General features: G+C 64.0%; 16 protein-coding genes and 1 riboswitch. Of the genes, 9 read left to right on the top strand and 7 right to left on the bottom strand.

Going from position 1 to position 15,650, the window contains the following annotated elements:
• Window positions 1-20: 20 nt before the first annotated feature.
• The 3 genes from QCE88_RS06580 to QCE88_RS06570 all read right to left on the bottom strand — a co-directional run bounded on the left by QCE88_RS06580 (window position 21) and on the right by QCE88_RS06570 (window position 1,156).
• Window positions 21-596: a ferritin-like domain-containing protein gene (locus tag QCE88_RS06580; protein WP_309900274.1), complete on the bottom strand. Its 576-nt coding sequence runs from the start codon at window positions 594-596 to the stop codon at window positions 21-23.
• A gap of 160 nt (window positions 597-756) precedes the next feature.
• On the bottom strand, window positions 757-918 hold the full coding sequence (locus QCE88_RS06575) for a DUF1328 family protein (RefSeq protein ID WP_016344888.1): 162 nt from the start codon (window positions 916-918) through the stop codon (window positions 757-759).
• 61 nt (window positions 919-979) lie between these two features.
• Complete coding sequence (locus tag QCE88_RS06570; protein WP_309807883.1) at window positions 980-1,156, bottom strand: DUF1328 domain-containing protein; 177 nt, start codon at window positions 1,154-1,156, stop codon at window positions 980-982.
• A gap of 151 nt (window positions 1,157-1,307) precedes the next feature.
• On the opposite strand from QCE88_RS06570, the gene QCE88_RS06565 reads away from it, so the two are divergent.
• Both QCE88_RS06565 and QCE88_RS06560 read left to right on the top strand, forming a co-directional pair.
• Window positions 1,308-2,858: a sensor histidine kinase gene (locus QCE88_RS06565; RefSeq protein WP_309900273.1), complete on the top strand. Its 1,551-nt coding sequence runs from the start codon at window positions 1,308-1,310 to the stop codon at window positions 2,856-2,858.
• Between the two features lie 229 nt (window positions 2,859-3,087).
• The gene (locus QCE88_RS06560; RefSeq protein ID WP_309831493.1) at window positions 3,088-3,222 is read left to right on the top strand and encodes an entericidin A/B family lipoprotein; all 135 of its coding nucleotides are present in this window, start codon (window positions 3,088-3,090) and stop codon (window positions 3,220-3,222) included.
• A 137-nt stretch (window positions 3,223-3,359) separates the two neighbouring features.
• On the opposite strand, the gene QCE88_RS06555 is transcribed toward QCE88_RS06560, so the two are convergent.
• The 3 genes from QCE88_RS06555 to QCE88_RS06545 all read right to left on the bottom strand — a co-directional run bounded on the left by QCE88_RS06555 (window position 3,360) and on the right by QCE88_RS06545 (window position 6,977).
• Window positions 3,360-4,724 carry a Fic family protein gene (locus QCE88_RS06555; RefSeq protein ID WP_309900270.1) on the bottom strand — a complete coding sequence of 455 codons (1,365 nt, stop codon included), beginning with the start codon at window positions 4,722-4,724 and terminating at the stop codon, window positions 3,360-3,362.
• Between the two features lie 197 nt (window positions 4,725-4,921).
• A complete protein-coding gene (locus QCE88_RS06550) occupies window positions 4,922-5,704 on the bottom strand; it encodes a DUF4397 domain-containing protein (protein WP_309903431.1) in 783 nt (260 codons plus the stop codon).
• 331 nt (window positions 5,705-6,035) lie between these two features.
• The gene (locus QCE88_RS06545; RefSeq protein ID WP_309900267.1) at window positions 6,036-6,977 is read right to left on the bottom strand and encodes an EamA family transporter; all 942 of its coding nucleotides are present in this window, start codon (window positions 6,975-6,977) and stop codon (window positions 6,036-6,038) included.
• Window positions 6,978-7,227: 250 nt separating this feature from the next.
• A riboswitch (TPP riboswitch) is annotated at window positions 7,228-7,369 on the top strand.
• Between the two features lie 180 nt (window positions 7,370-7,549).
• Between QCE88_RS06545 and thiC the strand changes: the two genes are divergently transcribed.
• The 7 genes from thiC (at window position 7,550) to QCE88_RS06510 (ending at window position 14,595) form a co-directional block, all read left to right on the top strand.
• A complete protein-coding gene (gene thiC, locus QCE88_RS06540; RefSeq protein ID WP_309900265.1) occupies window positions 7,550-9,481 on the top strand; it encodes a phosphomethylpyrimidine synthase ThiC in 1,932 nt (643 codons plus the stop codon).
• Window positions 9,482-9,713: 232 nt separating this feature from the next.
• The gene (locus QCE88_RS06535) at window positions 9,714-9,926 is read left to right on the top strand and encodes a glycine zipper 2TM domain-containing protein (RefSeq protein ID WP_309900263.1); all 213 of its coding nucleotides are present in this window, start codon (window positions 9,714-9,716) and stop codon (window positions 9,924-9,926) included.
• A 205-nt stretch (window positions 9,927-10,131) separates the two neighbouring features.
• Window positions 10,132-10,638 (top strand): hypothetical protein, encoded by a 507-nt coding sequence (locus QCE88_RS06530; RefSeq protein WP_309900261.1) that lies wholly within the window; start codon window positions 10,132-10,134, stop codon window positions 10,636-10,638.
• A 258-nt stretch (window positions 10,639-10,896) separates the two neighbouring features.
• On the top strand, window positions 10,897-11,022 hold the full coding sequence (locus QCE88_RS06525) for a hypothetical protein (protein ID WP_309900259.1): 126 nt from the start codon (window positions 10,897-10,899) through the stop codon (window positions 11,020-11,022).
• 286 nt (window positions 11,023-11,308) lie between these two features.
• Complete coding sequence (locus QCE88_RS06520) at window positions 11,309-12,910, top strand: L-lactate permease (protein WP_309900258.1); 1,602 nt, start codon at window positions 11,309-11,311, stop codon at window positions 12,908-12,910.
• 120 nt (window positions 12,911-13,030) lie between these two features.
• Window positions 13,031-13,981, top strand: coding sequence for a DMT family transporter (locus QCE88_RS06515; RefSeq protein ID WP_309900256.1), 951 nt, complete (start codon window positions 13,031-13,033; stop codon window positions 13,979-13,981).
• A gap of 86 nt (window positions 13,982-14,067) precedes the next feature.
• Window positions 14,068-14,595, top strand: a complete 528-nt coding sequence (locus QCE88_RS06510; RefSeq protein ID WP_309900254.1) for a hypothetical protein — start codon at window positions 14,068-14,070, stop codon at window positions 14,593-14,595.
• 26 nt (window positions 14,596-14,621) lie between these two features.
• Here QCE88_RS06510 and arfB read toward each other — a convergent pair whose 3' ends face one another.
• A complete protein-coding gene (arfB, locus tag QCE88_RS06505) occupies window positions 14,622-15,035 on the bottom strand; it encodes an alternative ribosome rescue aminoacyl-tRNA hydrolase ArfB (protein ID WP_309900252.1) in 414 nt (137 codons plus the stop codon).
• Window positions 15,036-15,650: the final 615 nt, after the last annotated feature.

Below are 15,650 nucleotides of genomic sequence, written 5' to 3'. Positions count from 1 at the left end.
CAGCGCGGCCATTGCGGGCATCAACCGTTGCGGCCTTCCAGCAGGTCCGCCATGTCGTCGGCGTGCTCTTCCTCGACGGCGAGGATGTCTTCGAAGAGACGACGCGTCGTGACGTCCTTGTCGCCGAGATAGCGAATGATCTCGCGATACGTGTCGATGGCGATCCGCTCGGCAATCAGGTTCTCGCGGATCATGTCGATCAGGTCCTTGCCTTCGCTGTACTGCGAATGCGAGCGCGAAGCCAGGCCATCGGGCGCGAAATTCGGCTCGCCGCCCAATTGCACGATGCGCTCGGCGAGCGTGTCGGCGTGTTCCTGTTCTTCGTTCGCGTGCTCGAGGAATTCCTGCGCAACGGCTTCCGAATGGATGCCCTTCGCCATGAAATAGTGGCGCTTGTAGCGCAGCACGCAGACGATCTCGGTGGCCAGCGAGTCGTTCAGCAGCTTCAGCACCGTCTCGCGATCGGCGCCATAGCTTGCCGTGACCGGGCCTTCGTCCATGTGCTGACGGGCATCGGCGCGGATCTTGTCCAGGTCGAGCACGAACGGGTCCGACGACGTATGGGGCGCAGCTTTGACAGCAGACGATTTGGACATGAGGTTCGCTCCTGAGAATGAGTTGAGGTGTCGATGGCTGGAGCAGGACGGCCGTTTTTGCAAAGACCGCATAGCGCCCTGCTATCCAAACACATACGCCGATGCATGCTGCATGCCCGCTCTCTCGAATTCGCCGGAAAACGGGCTGCGGCGTGGGCCGTCAGGTCCGGAAGACGCCGAGCAGCAAGGTAACGACGAACACCACCAGAAAAATGAAGAACAGGATCTTGGCAATCTCCGCCGCACCCGCCGCGATGCCCGTGAAGCCGAACACGGCGGCGATGATCGCAATGACGAAGAAGACGGCTGCGTAATGAAGCATGGGACCTCCTCCATGAATGGGTTCAGCGTGATCGGGTTCGGCGGGTCAGGAACAGGCCCCGCTAGTCGACGACTTTCTTCGTGACGACGAACCCCAGCACCAGGAACACGACGCAGAGGATCAGGAACAGCACGAATATGAATTTGGCGATGGCGGCAGCGCCGGCGGCGACGCCCGTGAAGCCGAGCAAACCGGCAATCACGGCCACGATCGCGAAAAACAAGGCCCACTTCAGCATGATCGTTCCCCGTAATGAGTGATGACCGCACCATGCTAGTCGCGGCGCCCGGGCCGCGCACTCGGGCTGGCTCCTTTTTTGCTGTGGGAATCCACCGACACATGCTTTCAACGGTCTTCGTTTTTCGCTCCCCGATTTTTTTGATCACGCCATGAGCCAAGTCCCGCCCGCCCTGCCGTCCGAGCTTCTGGAAGACAAGGCGCCGTCCGTAACCGCCCCAGGCGTCGCGCACGATGCCCCCGACAAGCCCGCCCCCGCCGGACTGGCGCGCCGGGCCGCGCGTGTCAATGAATGGATGCGCCGTTACAGCTGGGCCGTGGCGATGACCGTGGCAATCGTCATCACCGTGGGCGGCCTCGTGATACTGGAGTCGGGACGCATGCGCATCGCCGCCGAGTACGAAACCGCGCTCGACGCCAAGGGCGCGACGGCGCAACTGTCGATGCTGGCCGCCGACATCGCCACGCTCGTCGCCGACGAACGCGGCTTCGCGCTCGACCCGGCCGCCGTCTTCCAGACGCATTTCCGCGATACCGCCAGCCGCGCGCAGCGTACGCTCGCCTCGCTCGATGCGTACTATCGGCGCATCGGCGACGACACCGCGCTCGCGAGCTTCGCGCAGGTCCGCACCGCCGCCGTCGATGAAATCGCGCAAGGCAGCGCGCGCTTCGCCGCTCCATCGCAGGGCGCCGCCGCCAATTCCACTCCTTCCACCGCGCGCGCGAACACGCTTGCGCTGCCGCCGCCCGACACGAGCGTGACACTCGATGCCGCGCTGGCCCTGCTGCGTCTCAACGAGGATCAGCGTGCGCAGCACGCGCTCGATGCCAGCCGCGCCGACCAGCGCATCTCCACGCTGTGCGTCGGGGCGCTCTGCGCGCTCAACATCGTGTTGTTTCTGCTCCTGTTCCGCAATCTCGGCATCCAGCTCGACAAGCAGGCGCGCGTGCAGAAGGCGCTCATCACACAGCAGGAAGAACTCGATCAACTGGTCTTCGCGCGCACGCGGCAGCTCGAAGCGCTGGCGTGGCATCTGCAATCCGTCAGCGAGAACGAAAAGACCGAGCTCGCGCGCGAACTGCACGACGAACTCGGCTCGATCCTCACGGCCAGCAAGATGGACGTGGCCTGGGTCCGCGGCAAGCTCAGGGATGCCGAGCCGGCGATGGCCGACAAGCTCACGCGCGCACTCGGCAATCTGGATCAGGGCATCGCGCTGAAGCGTCGCATCATCGAGGACATGCGCCCGACCGTGCTGGCCAACTTCGGGCTCGTGACCGCGTTGCGCTCGCTCGCCGACGAAGCCGCGCAACGCAACGGCTGGAGCCTCGAACTCGCCCTGCCCGAAGAGGATGTGAAGCTCGGGGAAGCGGTCGAGATCGCGCTGTTCCGCGTTGCGCAGGAGGGACTCACCAATGCCGCGAAGTACGCGCATGCCAGCGGCATCCGCGTGGCGCTCGCGCTCGACGACGAAACGGTGTCACTCGCCATCCGCGACGACGGCATCGGCATCCGGCCGCAAGACCTGAAGCGCACGCAGACCCATGGGCTGGTGGGCATGCGTCAACGCGTGTCGGCACGCGGCGGGCGCTTCGAGATCGAACGTGCGAGTCCGCGCGGCACGATCATCAGCGTGTCGATGCCGCGCGAGCGCAGTACGGGACAAGGAGATCCGGCCATCGATATGACGCCGCTTGCGTAGGACGATTCCCACTCGAAATGCGGAACGGGACTACAGGAGAATCCCGGCTCTGCCTACAGCCGGTCTGCTGCGCCTTTTTTATGATTGTTTTTACCGGTAGGTCGGGCGCTGAAATTGCTGGGTGCATCTGCCTTGCATCATTTGCCGCTGGCCAGACAGGCGCCTTTCCACCCGACACGATGCGCGATTGCGATTCCCGTCACGCATTTCAACTTCAAGGGGAATACACATGACTCGACTGATCGCACTTTTTCTGCTCGCCGGCACGGCGATGCTCGCAGGTTGCAACACGGTTTCGGGCGCTGGCCAGGATATTTCGAAGGGCGGCCAGGCCATCAGCAATTCCGCGGAAGAACACAAGTAAGCACGAGACGCACGGAGCGGCGCCGCAATGCGCCGCCTGCCTCGGCAGGATCCATAGCGTTGATGATGTTCCCTGTCTTCCCGCCGCCTTGTGTGGCGGGATTTTTTTTAATGTCGAGTGATGAACGCCCGTATCGCTCAGCGTGGCCTGCCGGCGTGGATCCACGCCTGCGTCGCAGCCATTGTCAGCCGGTAACGCGCGCAGTTGTAGATCCCCAGCTTGTTTAACTCGTCGAGCAACATGGCTCGGAATCCGGGCGCCTGATCCTCGGTGAGGCCCAGTTCATCGATTGCCTGCTGTGCCGGGCGTCCGTCCCGGACCACGAGTCCCACGGCCTCGGTCAGGTGCTCACGGTAGCGCAGTCTGAGCGGGTCGGGCGCTCCCAGGGACTCCACCACGACGGCATATTTCCTCATCGAACGCCGATACGTCCACACGAAAAGATCCACGGCGCGCGAGACATCCAGATACTCGTACACGCCCAGCATCGCGCAAGCATAGTCGTGCGGATCAACATCGAGGAACGACAGGGGCGAGCAGTTGTACAGCATCAAGGGGATGTTCGCCGCCAGTCGGCTCGTGCGCTTGTTGCCGTCTTCGAATGGTTGCAGATAGGCCAGATTTACCCACAGGAAGAAAGCATTCTCGACCGGGTTCTTGATCAGCCTTGCCTTGCCGAGAATGGTCGCCAGCATATCTTCGAGCAAGGCCGGAACCTGGGTCGGTACATACACCGTGTCGCTGATGTGAACGAGCCTGGTGCGAATGGCGCCCAGCGAGTCGGTATCTGCGAGCAGATCCTGCATCAGTACCGCGTGCAGATTACGCACGAGCGCCATCGAAAGGCCTTGCATTGGCACAGCCTCGACCAGGAACTCGATAGCAGCCTTGTGATTGAGCAGCATGACCGCTTCCGCATCGCCCTCTGCCGTTCCGCGCTTGAACAAGCGCTCCGTAGCCAGCAGGCTAAAGCGATTGCCCTCCAGGCGGGAGGACGACCACGACAGGTCGATGAGAAGTTGTTCCAGCACCTTGCGCGCGTAGGTTGCCACAGGCTGTTGGTCACGCAGCCGGCCGTCGCGGTAGAGCGTTTCGGCAACGTCCTGCGGCATCAGCCAGCTTTCGTTGGGAACATAGTCGTCGACGAAACTGCGCTGGTAAGTCACAGGGTCGCGCGCTGCCAGAGGCAGTTCGAGCTTGCGACTCAAATCGATCGAGGCGTCGGACCATGCCGGATGAGCCTCGGCAGACGGGACTTCCTGGAATCGCGCCCCGTGGATCAGGCCCGTAGCAGCGTCTTCATTCAGGCGATAGCGCGTCGCCCGCGCCTGACCGCTGCGGATAAGCTGGCCGCTGGCGCACAGCGCATCCAGCATTCGGCGAACGGTGGCAGCACTGGTCTGAGTCGCTTCCAGAACCTGAGTGGATGTCACCTCGGCGTATCCCTTTCGCGCCAAGTCACGAATGGCGTCGAGCACCCGTTCCCGATTCAATGTGTCCATGTTCTGCTGCGAATCTGTTCAGTGAGCAGATTCTAGCCAAAAATGAGCGGATTCTCCATTTTGAACAGATTCTGAGCGGATACTGATTGGATTGTGAGCAGATACTCGGTCTTGAGCGGATTTTGTTGGCGCTCTTTTGCGCAACGAAAAACCGGCCGCAAGCGACCGGTTCTCTTGAACCAAACCACCCGTCCGACTCACTGCGTATCCGGCAACTCCCGCACCGGTTGCTGCGTATTCCCGCCCTGCGCCACCAGCAACCGGATCTTCTCCGGAATCAGCTGCGAAAGCGCATTGCCGGAAGGAAGCGTCGTGATCAGCCAGTCCGCGTTATTGACCAGATCGAACGAAGCCGACTTATAAACCGGCGTCTTCGACCCTGGCAGCGTCGCGATCAGCTGATACGTGCCCCCGGACACGTAGATTGAATCCTGCGTCGTCGCAGGCACCGCGTTCTTGTAGGACACGCCTGCCATTGTCGGGCTGACGTTCGCAATGCTCGCGTTCGGCGCGACCAGGTACAGGTCCAGGTTCGGCGCATTCGTCGATGCGTTGAAGGCCCGCACCCGCGCGCTGCCTGAGAGCAGACCCTTGTCGAAGGGGTCGTCGATCACCGCGATCGACGGCAGGAACCCCGCGTCCGGCAACGCAATCACCGTGTATTCGTGACCCTTGGCCGCGTTGTTGATGCTGGTATCGGTGGCGAGTTGCGTCGTCGTGTTGACGGCCGCGTACGAGAAGTTGTGCTGGCCCGTGTCGATGTTCGCGAAGTTGGTTGCCGTCGGGTAGGCCAGGTTTGGCTGGAGGATCTTGCCGTTGTCGTAGAAGTCGACGTTCGGGCCACCAGGCAGCGCGTGAACGAAATGGACCTGGGGCTGCGTGACGCCGATCTCCTTGCCCAGATCGTCCGAACTGCCGCCGCAAGCGGACAGCACGGAGGCAACGGCGGCGAGCGCGGCTGCGGTGCGGATGAGCTTCATGATTCCACCTTCCTTGTTGTAATCGACCACCTCGTTATGCGGATCGGTACGCGCGAACGTCGAGATGTCTACCCCTTCCACCTCGCGGACCGACCTTCTGTTTTCCTTCCTTGCCGGTTTCGGCGGCGCAAGTCAGGCCGCGCCATCCGGTGTCAGCAATGAGCAATGCCCATGCCCCGCGCCGGTGCGTACCGACCGCGCGCGTGGCACGCGGCCTTGTGTGGCAAGGCTTCGGAATTGGTTAGAGGAATCGTTCGGAAAAGCCGGACACGCAGTTGCCGTCGTCACGCGTCGCGTCGCACGGAATGGTGGTTTTTACAAAAGCAAGCGCTCAGCGCAGTCCGCGCCGGCGGTGATCGAACCAGAACGACAGCCCGACCGACAGCAGGATCACGACCGTCGCAATGACGGTCCAGCGCGTGACGATCTCGCCCAGCAGCAGCGCGCCGAGCAGCACGGCGACGACCGGATTCACATACAGGCAACTGGTCGCGACGATGGTGCTGGTATGGCGGATCAGGAAGTTGTAGGCGACATACGCGGCCATCGAACCGATCAGCATCAGGTACAGGAACGAGACGCCCGCGCCGAGGCTGACATGGGTCAGGCGTTCGCCGGCGGCGAGGGCGATACCCGTCGCAATGAGCCCGCCCAGCCCGATCTGCAGCGCCGTGGACATCAGCAGATCGGTCGGCTGCGGCAGACGGCCCGCCAGATGCGCACCGCCTGCCCAGAAGATCGCGGCGCACAGGATGGCGAGCGTGCCGACCGTGGAACTGGGCGACGGATCGCCGTGATTCAGCAACACGATGCCGATCAACCCGAGCGCCACCGCGAGCCACTCGCCGCGCGCGACGCCCCGGCCTGACAGCGCGGTGAAAATGGTCGCGAAGAGCGGCACGGTGGCGACCATCACGGCCGCGGTGCCGGTGCCCACGGTGCCCATGCCGTAGGCCATCATTCCGCTCGACAGCCCCTCGAGCAAGGTGCCGACGATCGCCGCATTGCGCACTTCGCGCGCGCTCGGCCAGACAGCCTTGCGATGCACGGCGAGCGCGAACAGCCCGACACCCGCGCACAGGTTGCGCAAGCCGCCGAGCAGCAGCGGCGGAAACGATTCGAGCGCGAGGTGAATGCCGAGATACGTCGAGCCCCAGACGAGATAGACGACGGCCAGCGCCAGCACGACCTGCCCCTTGAAGGAGCGCGGCGCACGGAATGGAAAACGATCGGGAAAACTGAATGGCAGGCGCGGCGGCGGAAGCGCGGACATGCGTTACTCCGCGACGGCTGCGCGCCGGATCGATGAAACAACTACCGGCGAAAGCGCTGCGGCGAAAACCAGACTCAACGGCATGGCGGAACGAGGAAATGCGGAATGAACGGGATGCGCGGGAAGGGCCACAAGCGCCCCGGGAAAACCCGGAATTTGCAGCGCCCGCCATTATGCAGTAAGCGCCCTGCCCATTCGAAGGATTTCGCCGTTGGTTGCCAAGACGCCACGCCGCGGTGTAATGTCACGGCTGCTAACGCGGGGGTCCTGCGTTGCGCATCGCGGTTTGGCCGGCCTGACAGGGCCGAACCGCTTCGTGCGGCGTGGGTGAGAAATACCCTTTGAACCTGATCTGGATAATGCCAGCGCAGGGAAGCGTTCGGGCTCCATGGCCTGCCGCATCCGGCCACCTCTTCCGAGCCCGTACCTTTCCATCTCGTTCCTCCTGTCTAGCTCCTGAGTCAGCCCGGGCAGCGTCATCGCTCGTGCTGAAAAAATATCGTCCCTATTGCTTCGCATGGGGCGGAAGCAAGCGCGCACGCGCTCGCTTCTGTCACAAGGAGAAACAGCACATGAATGCCAATCCCAAGTTCCTGTCCGAAAACGCCGTCGTCGACGCCGCCGCCATCGCGCCGCTGCCGAACTCGCGCAAGGTCTATGTCACCGGTTCGACGCCCGACATCCGCGTGCCGATGCGCGAAATCACGCAGTCCGATACCCCCGACGGCTTCGGCGGCGAGAAGAATCCGCCGGTCTACGTGTACGACACGTCCGGCCCGTACACGGACCCGGACGCGAAGATCGACATCCGTTCGGGACTGCCCGCGCTGCGCGGCGCATGGATCGAACAGCGCGGCGACACCGAAGCACTCGCGGGTCTTTCAAGTGACTTCGGCCGCGAGCGCGCCGCCGACGCGAAGACTGCCGAACTGCGCTTCCCCGGCCTGCACCGCCAGCCGCGCCGTGCGCTCGCCGGCAAGAACGTCTCGCAGATGCACTACGCGCGCGCCGGCATCATCACGCCGGAGATGGAGTACATCGCGATCCGCGAAAACCAGCGCCGCGCCGAATATCTCGAAAGCCTGAAGCAGAGCGGCCCGAACGGCGAGAAGCTCGCCGCCATGATGGGCCGCCAGCATCCGGGCCAGTCTTTCGGCGCGGCGGCGTTCGGCAAGGACGCGCTGAAGGCGATCACGCCCGAGTTCGTGCGCGAGGAAGTAGCCCGCGGGCGCGCCATCATCCCGGCAAACATCAATCACCCGGAAAGCGAGCCGATGATCATCGGCCGCAACTTCCTCGTGAAGATCAACGCGAACATCGGCAATTCGGCGGTGACGTCCTCGATCGGCGAGGAAGTCGACAAGATGACCTGGGCGATCCGCTGGGGCGGCGACACCGTAATGGACCTCTCCACCGGCAAGCACATTCACGAGACGCGCGAGTGGATCATCCGCAATTCGCCGGTGCCGATCGGCACGGTGCCCATCTACCAGGCGCTCGAAAAGGTCAATGGCAAGGCTGAAGACCTGACCTGGGAAATCTTCCGCGACACGCTGATCGAGCAGGCCGAGCAAGGCGTCGACTACTTCACGATCCATGCCGGCGTGCGTCTGCAATACGTGCCGCTGACGGCGAACCGGATGACGGGCATCGTGTCGCGCGGCGGCTCGATCATGGCGAAATGGTGTCTCGCGCATCATCGCGAGAGCTTCATCTACGAGCACTTCGAAGACATCTGCGAAATCATGAAGCAGTACGACGTCTCGTTCTCGCTCGGCGACGGCCTGCGTCCCGGCTCGATCTACGACGCCAATGACGAAGCCCAGCTTGGCGAACTGAAGACGCTCGGCGAGCTCACGCAGGTGGCGTGGAAGCACGACGTGCAGGTGATGATCGAAGGTCCGGGCCACGTGCCGATGCAGCTCATCAAGGAGAACATGGATCTCCAACTGCAATGGTGCGACGAGGCGCCCTTCTACACGCTCGGGCCGCTGACGACCGACATCGCACCGGGCTATGACCACATCACGTCGGGCATTGGTGCAGCGATGATCGGCTGGTTCGGCACGGCGATGCTCTGCTACGTCACGCCGAAGGAACATCTCGGCTTGCCGAACAAGGACGACGTGAAGGTCGGCATCATCACTTACAAACTCGCGGCGCATGCGGCCGACCTGGCCAAGGGTCATCCCGGCGCGCAGGTGCGCGACAACGCGTTGTCCAAGGCGCGCTTCGAGTTCCGTTGGGACGACCAGTTCAACCTGGGTCTGGATCCGGACAAGGCACGCGAATTCCACGATGAAACCCTGCCGAAGGATTCGGCCAAGGTCGCGCACTTCTGCTCGATGTGCGGCCCGCATTTCTGCTCGATGAAGATCACGCAGGACGTGCGCGACTTCGCGGCGAAACAGGGCGTCAGCGAGCAGGAAGCGCTGGCGAAAGGCATGGAAACCAAGGCGATCGAATTTGTGAAGAAGGGTTCGGAGATTTATCAGCCGACCTGATGTCTGACGCCTTTCAGTAGCTATCAACGGCCTGACGCGCTTCGCGTGCGTCAGGCCGTTGTTCTTCGTGCATCCGGCGCGGGCCTTGTCCAGTAACGTCCGGGCCTCTCCTGACGAATCAGGCACCTTTCCTGCTGATCAAGCGACGAAGCGGTCCGGACCATCGCGGCCCTGCAGATGCCTGGAAGCCGCACCGCCGCCGCTTCGCTCAATATCGTATTGGAGAGTCGACATGAAAAACATCAAACAGATCGGCGTCGCTGCAACGGTCGTGGCGCTTCTCGGGGGCCTGACTGCCTGCGGCGACATGAACACGCGTCAACGGGATACCGCGATCGGCGCAGGCGTCGGTGCGGCGGGCGGCGCCGTTATCGGCGGCAGCGGACTGTCGACACTCGGCGGCGCGGCCGTCGGCGGCATTATCGGGAATCAGGTCGGGAAGTAAGCCGGCCTTTCAGTGCGGCGAAACGCAGTCGTTTCGCCGCTACGTTTCAGATCTGACACAAACGGCCACGCGGATCATTTCTCCTCCGACCGCTGGCCGACCGCAGTGCCGCCGTTCGAGTAAGCTGCTTCATGACGGACCCGCCCGGCTGCAACGCTTCATCATCGATCTACACCGGGCGTTACACACCGTCAGGAGCAGCATCATGGAATTCGCTCGTCTTGTTCTCCGAAGGTCGACTGCACTGGCGGCCGCGGCGGCTGCAACGCTTCTTGGCGGGTGCTACTACGGTTATCCCGCCTATCCCTCCTACCCGGTCGTCAACCCCGTCTATACGCAGCGCGAGTTCACCGTCCCGGCGTCGGGCGCGACGGTTGCCACGGCGCCCTCAGCAACCTTGCCCCCGCAGTACGAATACGCGATCGGCGCGCCCGACGCGAACTACTACCAGACCTATCCTTACGCGTACCCGTATCCGTACGCAGGCTATCCCTATTACCCCGCCTACGGCGGTTATCCCGGCTATTACGGCTACGGCTATGCACCGGTTTCATTCAGCTTCGGCTACTGGGGCGGCGGCGGATGCTGCTGGGGCCGCGGCTGGCGTGGTGGCGGCTACTACGGTCATGGCTGGCACGGCGGCGGCGGATATGGCCACGGATGGCAAGGCGGCGGCGGCTGGCACGGTGGCGGGGGCGGACATGGCCACTAAACCCGGGCTTGCCGACGCGGCGAGTGCCGGCACGTGACATGGACTTTGCCTGCGAGTAACAAACCTGCAACATTTTCCGGGCGCTTGACCTGCTCCGGCACGCATGCGGGCTGCGTGCGCTGGAACACTTTCCTTTTCAGTCAACGACTTGGCGGATATCGCCAGACCTATGGCACGAAACTGGCTAATCGTGTCCCTCATTTGCCGTCGCGCGACGCGGATCACCGTTGCGAAACATCGGTTCTCGGGGAGTCGGACATGATGGCCTTCGTATTTTTCCTGCTTTGGATGCTGGCTTCGCTCGGCCTGCTGACCGTCTGGGTATTCCGGCAGGCACCCATCGCCCGCCGCGAGGATGCCGTGCCGAGCGGCGCCGAGGGCTGAGCGCCCGGGCGTCAGCGGCGTCAGCGGCGCCCCTTCATTCGTCGTTCCGCTCGCGCCAGGCGCGTCTTGGGCATGCCTGCGCCCGAAACGCCGCAATGCGCGGGCATTCACGCCTTGACGCAAACGGATCGCGCCCTATTCTTAGTGAGCGCGTTATGCGCCCGCTTAAGGTTTCGGTGCCGCGCCAATGCGCCCGAAGCGCGGACGCCCGCAGTTTTCGCATCGATGGGACGCGCACGGCGGCGAGCCAGCCCGCCGCTCCCGCTCATGTCCGCCAGGAGACGCGATGTTCCATCAGATCCTCACGCCGATCGCCCATTCGCTGTTCGCATCGTTCATCGTCGCCGCGCTGCCCATCCTGCTCGTGCTCGTGCTGCTCGGCTGGGCACGCCGCCCCGCCTGGCAGGCCTCGCTCGCGGGTCTCGTGCTGGCGCTGATCATCGCGGTCGCGGGCTGGCATTTCCCGGTGGGACTCGCGCTCGATTCCGTCGCGGCAGGCGCCGTCTTCGCGCTCTGGCCGGTCATGTGGATCGTGTTCGCCGCCATCCTGCTGTACAACATCGCGCAGCGCTCGGGGCGCTTCGAAGCCTTCCGCCTGTGGATGGTCGACAACCTGCCGAACGACCGGCGCATCGTCCTCGTCGTGATCGGCTTCTCGTTCGGCGCGCTGCTCGAAGGCATCTCCGGTTTCGGCACGCCGATCGCCATCACGAGTTCGCTGCTGATCCTGCTCGGCTTCCCGACGCTCGAAGCCCTGACCTTCACGCTGATCTTCAACACCGCGCCGGTCGCCTTCGGCGCGCTGGGTGTGCCGATCACGGTGCTCGGCGCGGTCACGCACCTGCCCACCGACGCCCTTGCAAAAATGGTCGGCCGCCAGTTGCCGCTGTTCGCGCTGTTCCTGCCGTTCTACGTGATCGGCGTGTATGCGGGCTTTCGCAACATGCTGCGCATCTGGCCGGTGCTGCTCGTCTCGGGGGCCAGTTTCGCGCTGACGCAGTTCGTGACCTCCAACTTCATCAGCTATGCACTGACCGACGTGCTCTCCTCGCTTGTCTCGCTGATCCTGACGATCGCTTTCCTGCGCGTGTGGAAGCCGGTCGCGGACGAGCGCTTCGCCGTCAACGTCGACCGCCTGTCCGACACGCGCGCGACGCTCTCGGGCGGACATGGCTGGGTGCCGTGGATTGTCGTGTCGGTGGTGGTGATCGTGTGGACGGTGCTCAAGATCTTCCTGATCGGCGACATCAAGATTTCCTGGCCGGGGCTCGACAAGGCCGTGTTTATCACGCTGTACAACCAGCCCTACGGCGCCATCTGGGACTTCCAGCCGCTCGCGACCGGCACGGCGATCCTGGTGGCGGCGATCATCACCGCGTTGCTGGTGAAGCTGCCCGCGCGCGACTTCGGCGCGGCGATCGGCGATACGTGGGTGCAGACGCGCATCGCGATCCTGACGGTGGCGACCATCGTCGGACTCGCTTACCTGATGAACTACTCGGGGATGAACTACACGCTCGGCCTGGGCGTGGCGTCGGTGGGCGCGTTCTTTCCGCTGGTATCGGCGTTCCTCGGCTGGGTCGCGGTGTTCCTGTCGGGCAGCGATACCTCGGGCAACGCGCTGTTCGGCAACCTGCAGGTGGTGGCGGCGAACCAGCTCAATCTCAATCCGGTGCTGATGGCGGCGACCAATTCGTCGGGCGGCGTGATGGGCAAGATGATCTCGCCGCAGAACATCGCCACGGGCGTCGCCACGACCGAACTCAAGGGACGTGAGGGTCTGGTGTTCGCGCGCACCTTCTGGCATTCGATCCTGCTCACCGTGCTGCTGGGCGTGCTCGTGTGGCTGCAACAGAATGTGCTGACCTGGATGATTCCGCCGCATTGAGCGCGGCGCCAGGGGCGGCGTCTACCGGTTCTTGCGGTCTCGTCCGGAAGATGTCGGGAGGGGTGCGGGCCGGTGTTAACATGCGCGGACTTTCGCTGATTTCTGGCCTTCCGTCCTGCCATGTCCGCCGCCAACCTGCTGCAACTGATCGTGCTCGCCGCCCTGTGGGGCGCGTCGTTCCTGTTCATCCGCGTGGGGGTCGTCGAGTTCGGCGTCGCGCCCTTGATGGCGCTGCGCGTCGGCATCGGCGCGCTGCTTCTCGTCGCGATGCTGCTCGCGCGACGCCCGCTCGACGCCACCCTGGCGACGCTGCGCCGCCGCTGGTGGCCGTTGCTGATCGTCGGCATGCTCAACTCGGCGGCGCCGTTCTGCCTGTTCGCCTATGCCGAGTTGACGCTTTCGGCCGGCGCGACTTCCGTCATCAACGCGACCACGCCTTTATGCGGCGCGCTGGTGGCGTACCTGTGGCTCAAGGATCGCCTGACGACCGTGCGTACCATTGGTATGGCGATCGGTTTCGCGGGCGTGATGGTGCTCGTGTGGAACCAGATTGCGCCGGCTTCGGCGCCGGGCGGCGCAGGCGTCGGCAGCGCTTCTGCCGTGCCGGTGCAGGGCCTGCTCGCGGCGGCCGCGGCGCTGGCGGCGGCTGCGCTCTACGGCGTGGCGGGCAATTTCGCCAAGCGCTACCTGATGGACGTCGACGCGCTCACGAACGCCGCCGGCAGCATGCTCGGCGCGACCCTCACGCTGGCGCCGCTCGCGTTTCTCACCTGGCCCGCGGCGCCGGTGTCCGCGCAAGCCTGGGGCGCGGCGCTGGCGCTGGGCATCGGCTGCACGGGTATCGCCTACTTCATCTACTTCCATCTGGTCGCCGTTGCCGGTCCTGCCCGCGCGATGACCGTGACCTTCGTCATTCCGCTCTTTGGCATTCTGTGGGGCGCGTGGTTTCTCGGCGAACCCGTCTCGCTCGCGATGGTTGCAGGCTGCGGGATCGTGCTCGCGGGCACGGCGCTCGCCACCGGCGCGCTCGGGCGCCTCCCGTGGCGAAGGCGGCGCAAGCTCGCGCGGTGAACTAGACTTTTCCTGTGACGCGCAAGCCGCCGAGGTGCGCGCGGGTCCCGCGTCATCCTGCGCGCCTTGCGCCCGGAGCCGCCGCCATGGGAATGTCGTTCGCCGGTATCAAGCACGAGATGCTCAAGATGGTGCCGCCCACCCTCTTTTTCTTCGTGCTGCTGCATGTGGTGATCCTCGTCCGCGCGTTGATGGTGAGGGGCACCGGCATCTCGCTGCCGACCTCGGTCTCGGTCATCGTCGCGTCGCTGATTCTCGGCAAGGCCGTGTTGCTTGCCAACTTGCTGCCGTTCATCAATCGCTATCCGGAGCGGCCCTTGATCTGGAACGCTGCGTGGAAGACGCTCATTTATACGATCGTCGCGGGGCTGCTGCATTACCTCGAACGTCTGTTCGAGTTCTGGAAGGAAACACACAGTCTGAGTGCCGCGCATCATGAATTGATCGGGCAGATCAACTGGCCGCAGTTCTGGGCGGTGCAAATCCTGCTCGTGCTGATGATCGGCAATTACTGTGTCTTTGCCGAGCTTGCGCGTGTGATGGGCGGCGACACGATGAAGCGCTATTTTCTGGGTCCGCGCGTTGGGCAGCCGCCTGGGTTACGACAGGGCTGAGACGGGCCTGGGCCGCATCGGCGATCTTATTCGCCGCGTACGGGACCACGGCCCGCCTTGATGGCGCCGCGCTTGACCTTGCCTTCGACGCGGCGCAGTTGCGACCCGCGCGTCGGCTTCGTGGCGATGCGTGTGCGCCGCGTGACGCTGACGCTGTGGATGAGTTCGTCGAGCCGGGCGAGCGCCGCTGCGCGATTCATGTCCTGCGTGCGATGTTCCTGCGACTTGATGACGATGACTCCATCGCGCGTGATGCGGCTGTCGGAGAGCGCGAGCAGGCGCGCCTTGATGTGTTCAGGCAGCGATGACGCGCGGATATCGAAGCGCAAGTGAATCGCGCTCGACACCTTGTTGACGTTCTGGCCGCCCGCGCCCTGTGCGCGCACGGCGGTCAGTTCGACTTCGTTGGGCGGCACGGCGAGGGTTCGGGTGATCGTCATCGATCCGCTCCTGGCGTGCGGTTCTTCATGCGGGGGTGGGTGCGGTTCATGCCTGCCGGCGCGGGGTTGGGATGGTTCGGATCGCGCGTTCAGTTGATTTTGCAGTTCAGGCGCCAGCATAGCAAAGCGGGGGGTGTCGCTCTGGGTCTTCGCGTGGGTTTGCTTGTGTTTGCCTGCGCTTTCATGGACTTCCCGTTTTCGCGTCGGTTTATTAGCACTGCCCCTCCCCGGGGCGGGGGTAACTTTCTTTGCCGCTGCAAAGAAAGTCACCAAAGAAAGCAGCTTTCTTACCGCCCAAGGTCAAGTTACGGGCGCAGCACAGAACCTTGTTTCTGGCCCGGCAGTAGCGAGTGCCCTCACAGGCCTCACCGGGCTTGGATCGCGGACCCACTGTGACATCGCACCATTGAACTGACTGGTGCAGCGCCTGCATGCTCCGGCGCTGCGCTACGCGCCGCCGACCGGTCATTCGGGTCGGCTGGTGCTTCGTTGCTAACGCATCCGTCTCACCGCCCCGGCCCGCCCCGCTCCCTCGTTGGTTTCCCTTGCATACCCTTCGGCAGCGCGTAGCGCTGGGCCGGCGCTTTCAATGGCTGCACCAGTCTGTTCAGTGGT

Source organism: Caballeronia sp. LZ035 (genome assembly GCF_031451175.1).
In the GTDB taxonomy this organism is placed as follows: Bacteria; Pseudomonadota; Gammaproteobacteria; order Burkholderiales; family Burkholderiaceae; genus Caballeronia.
The sequence above is the reverse complement of the archived record's forward strand: the minus strand, read 5'-3'. Positions and strand labels throughout refer to the sequence as shown.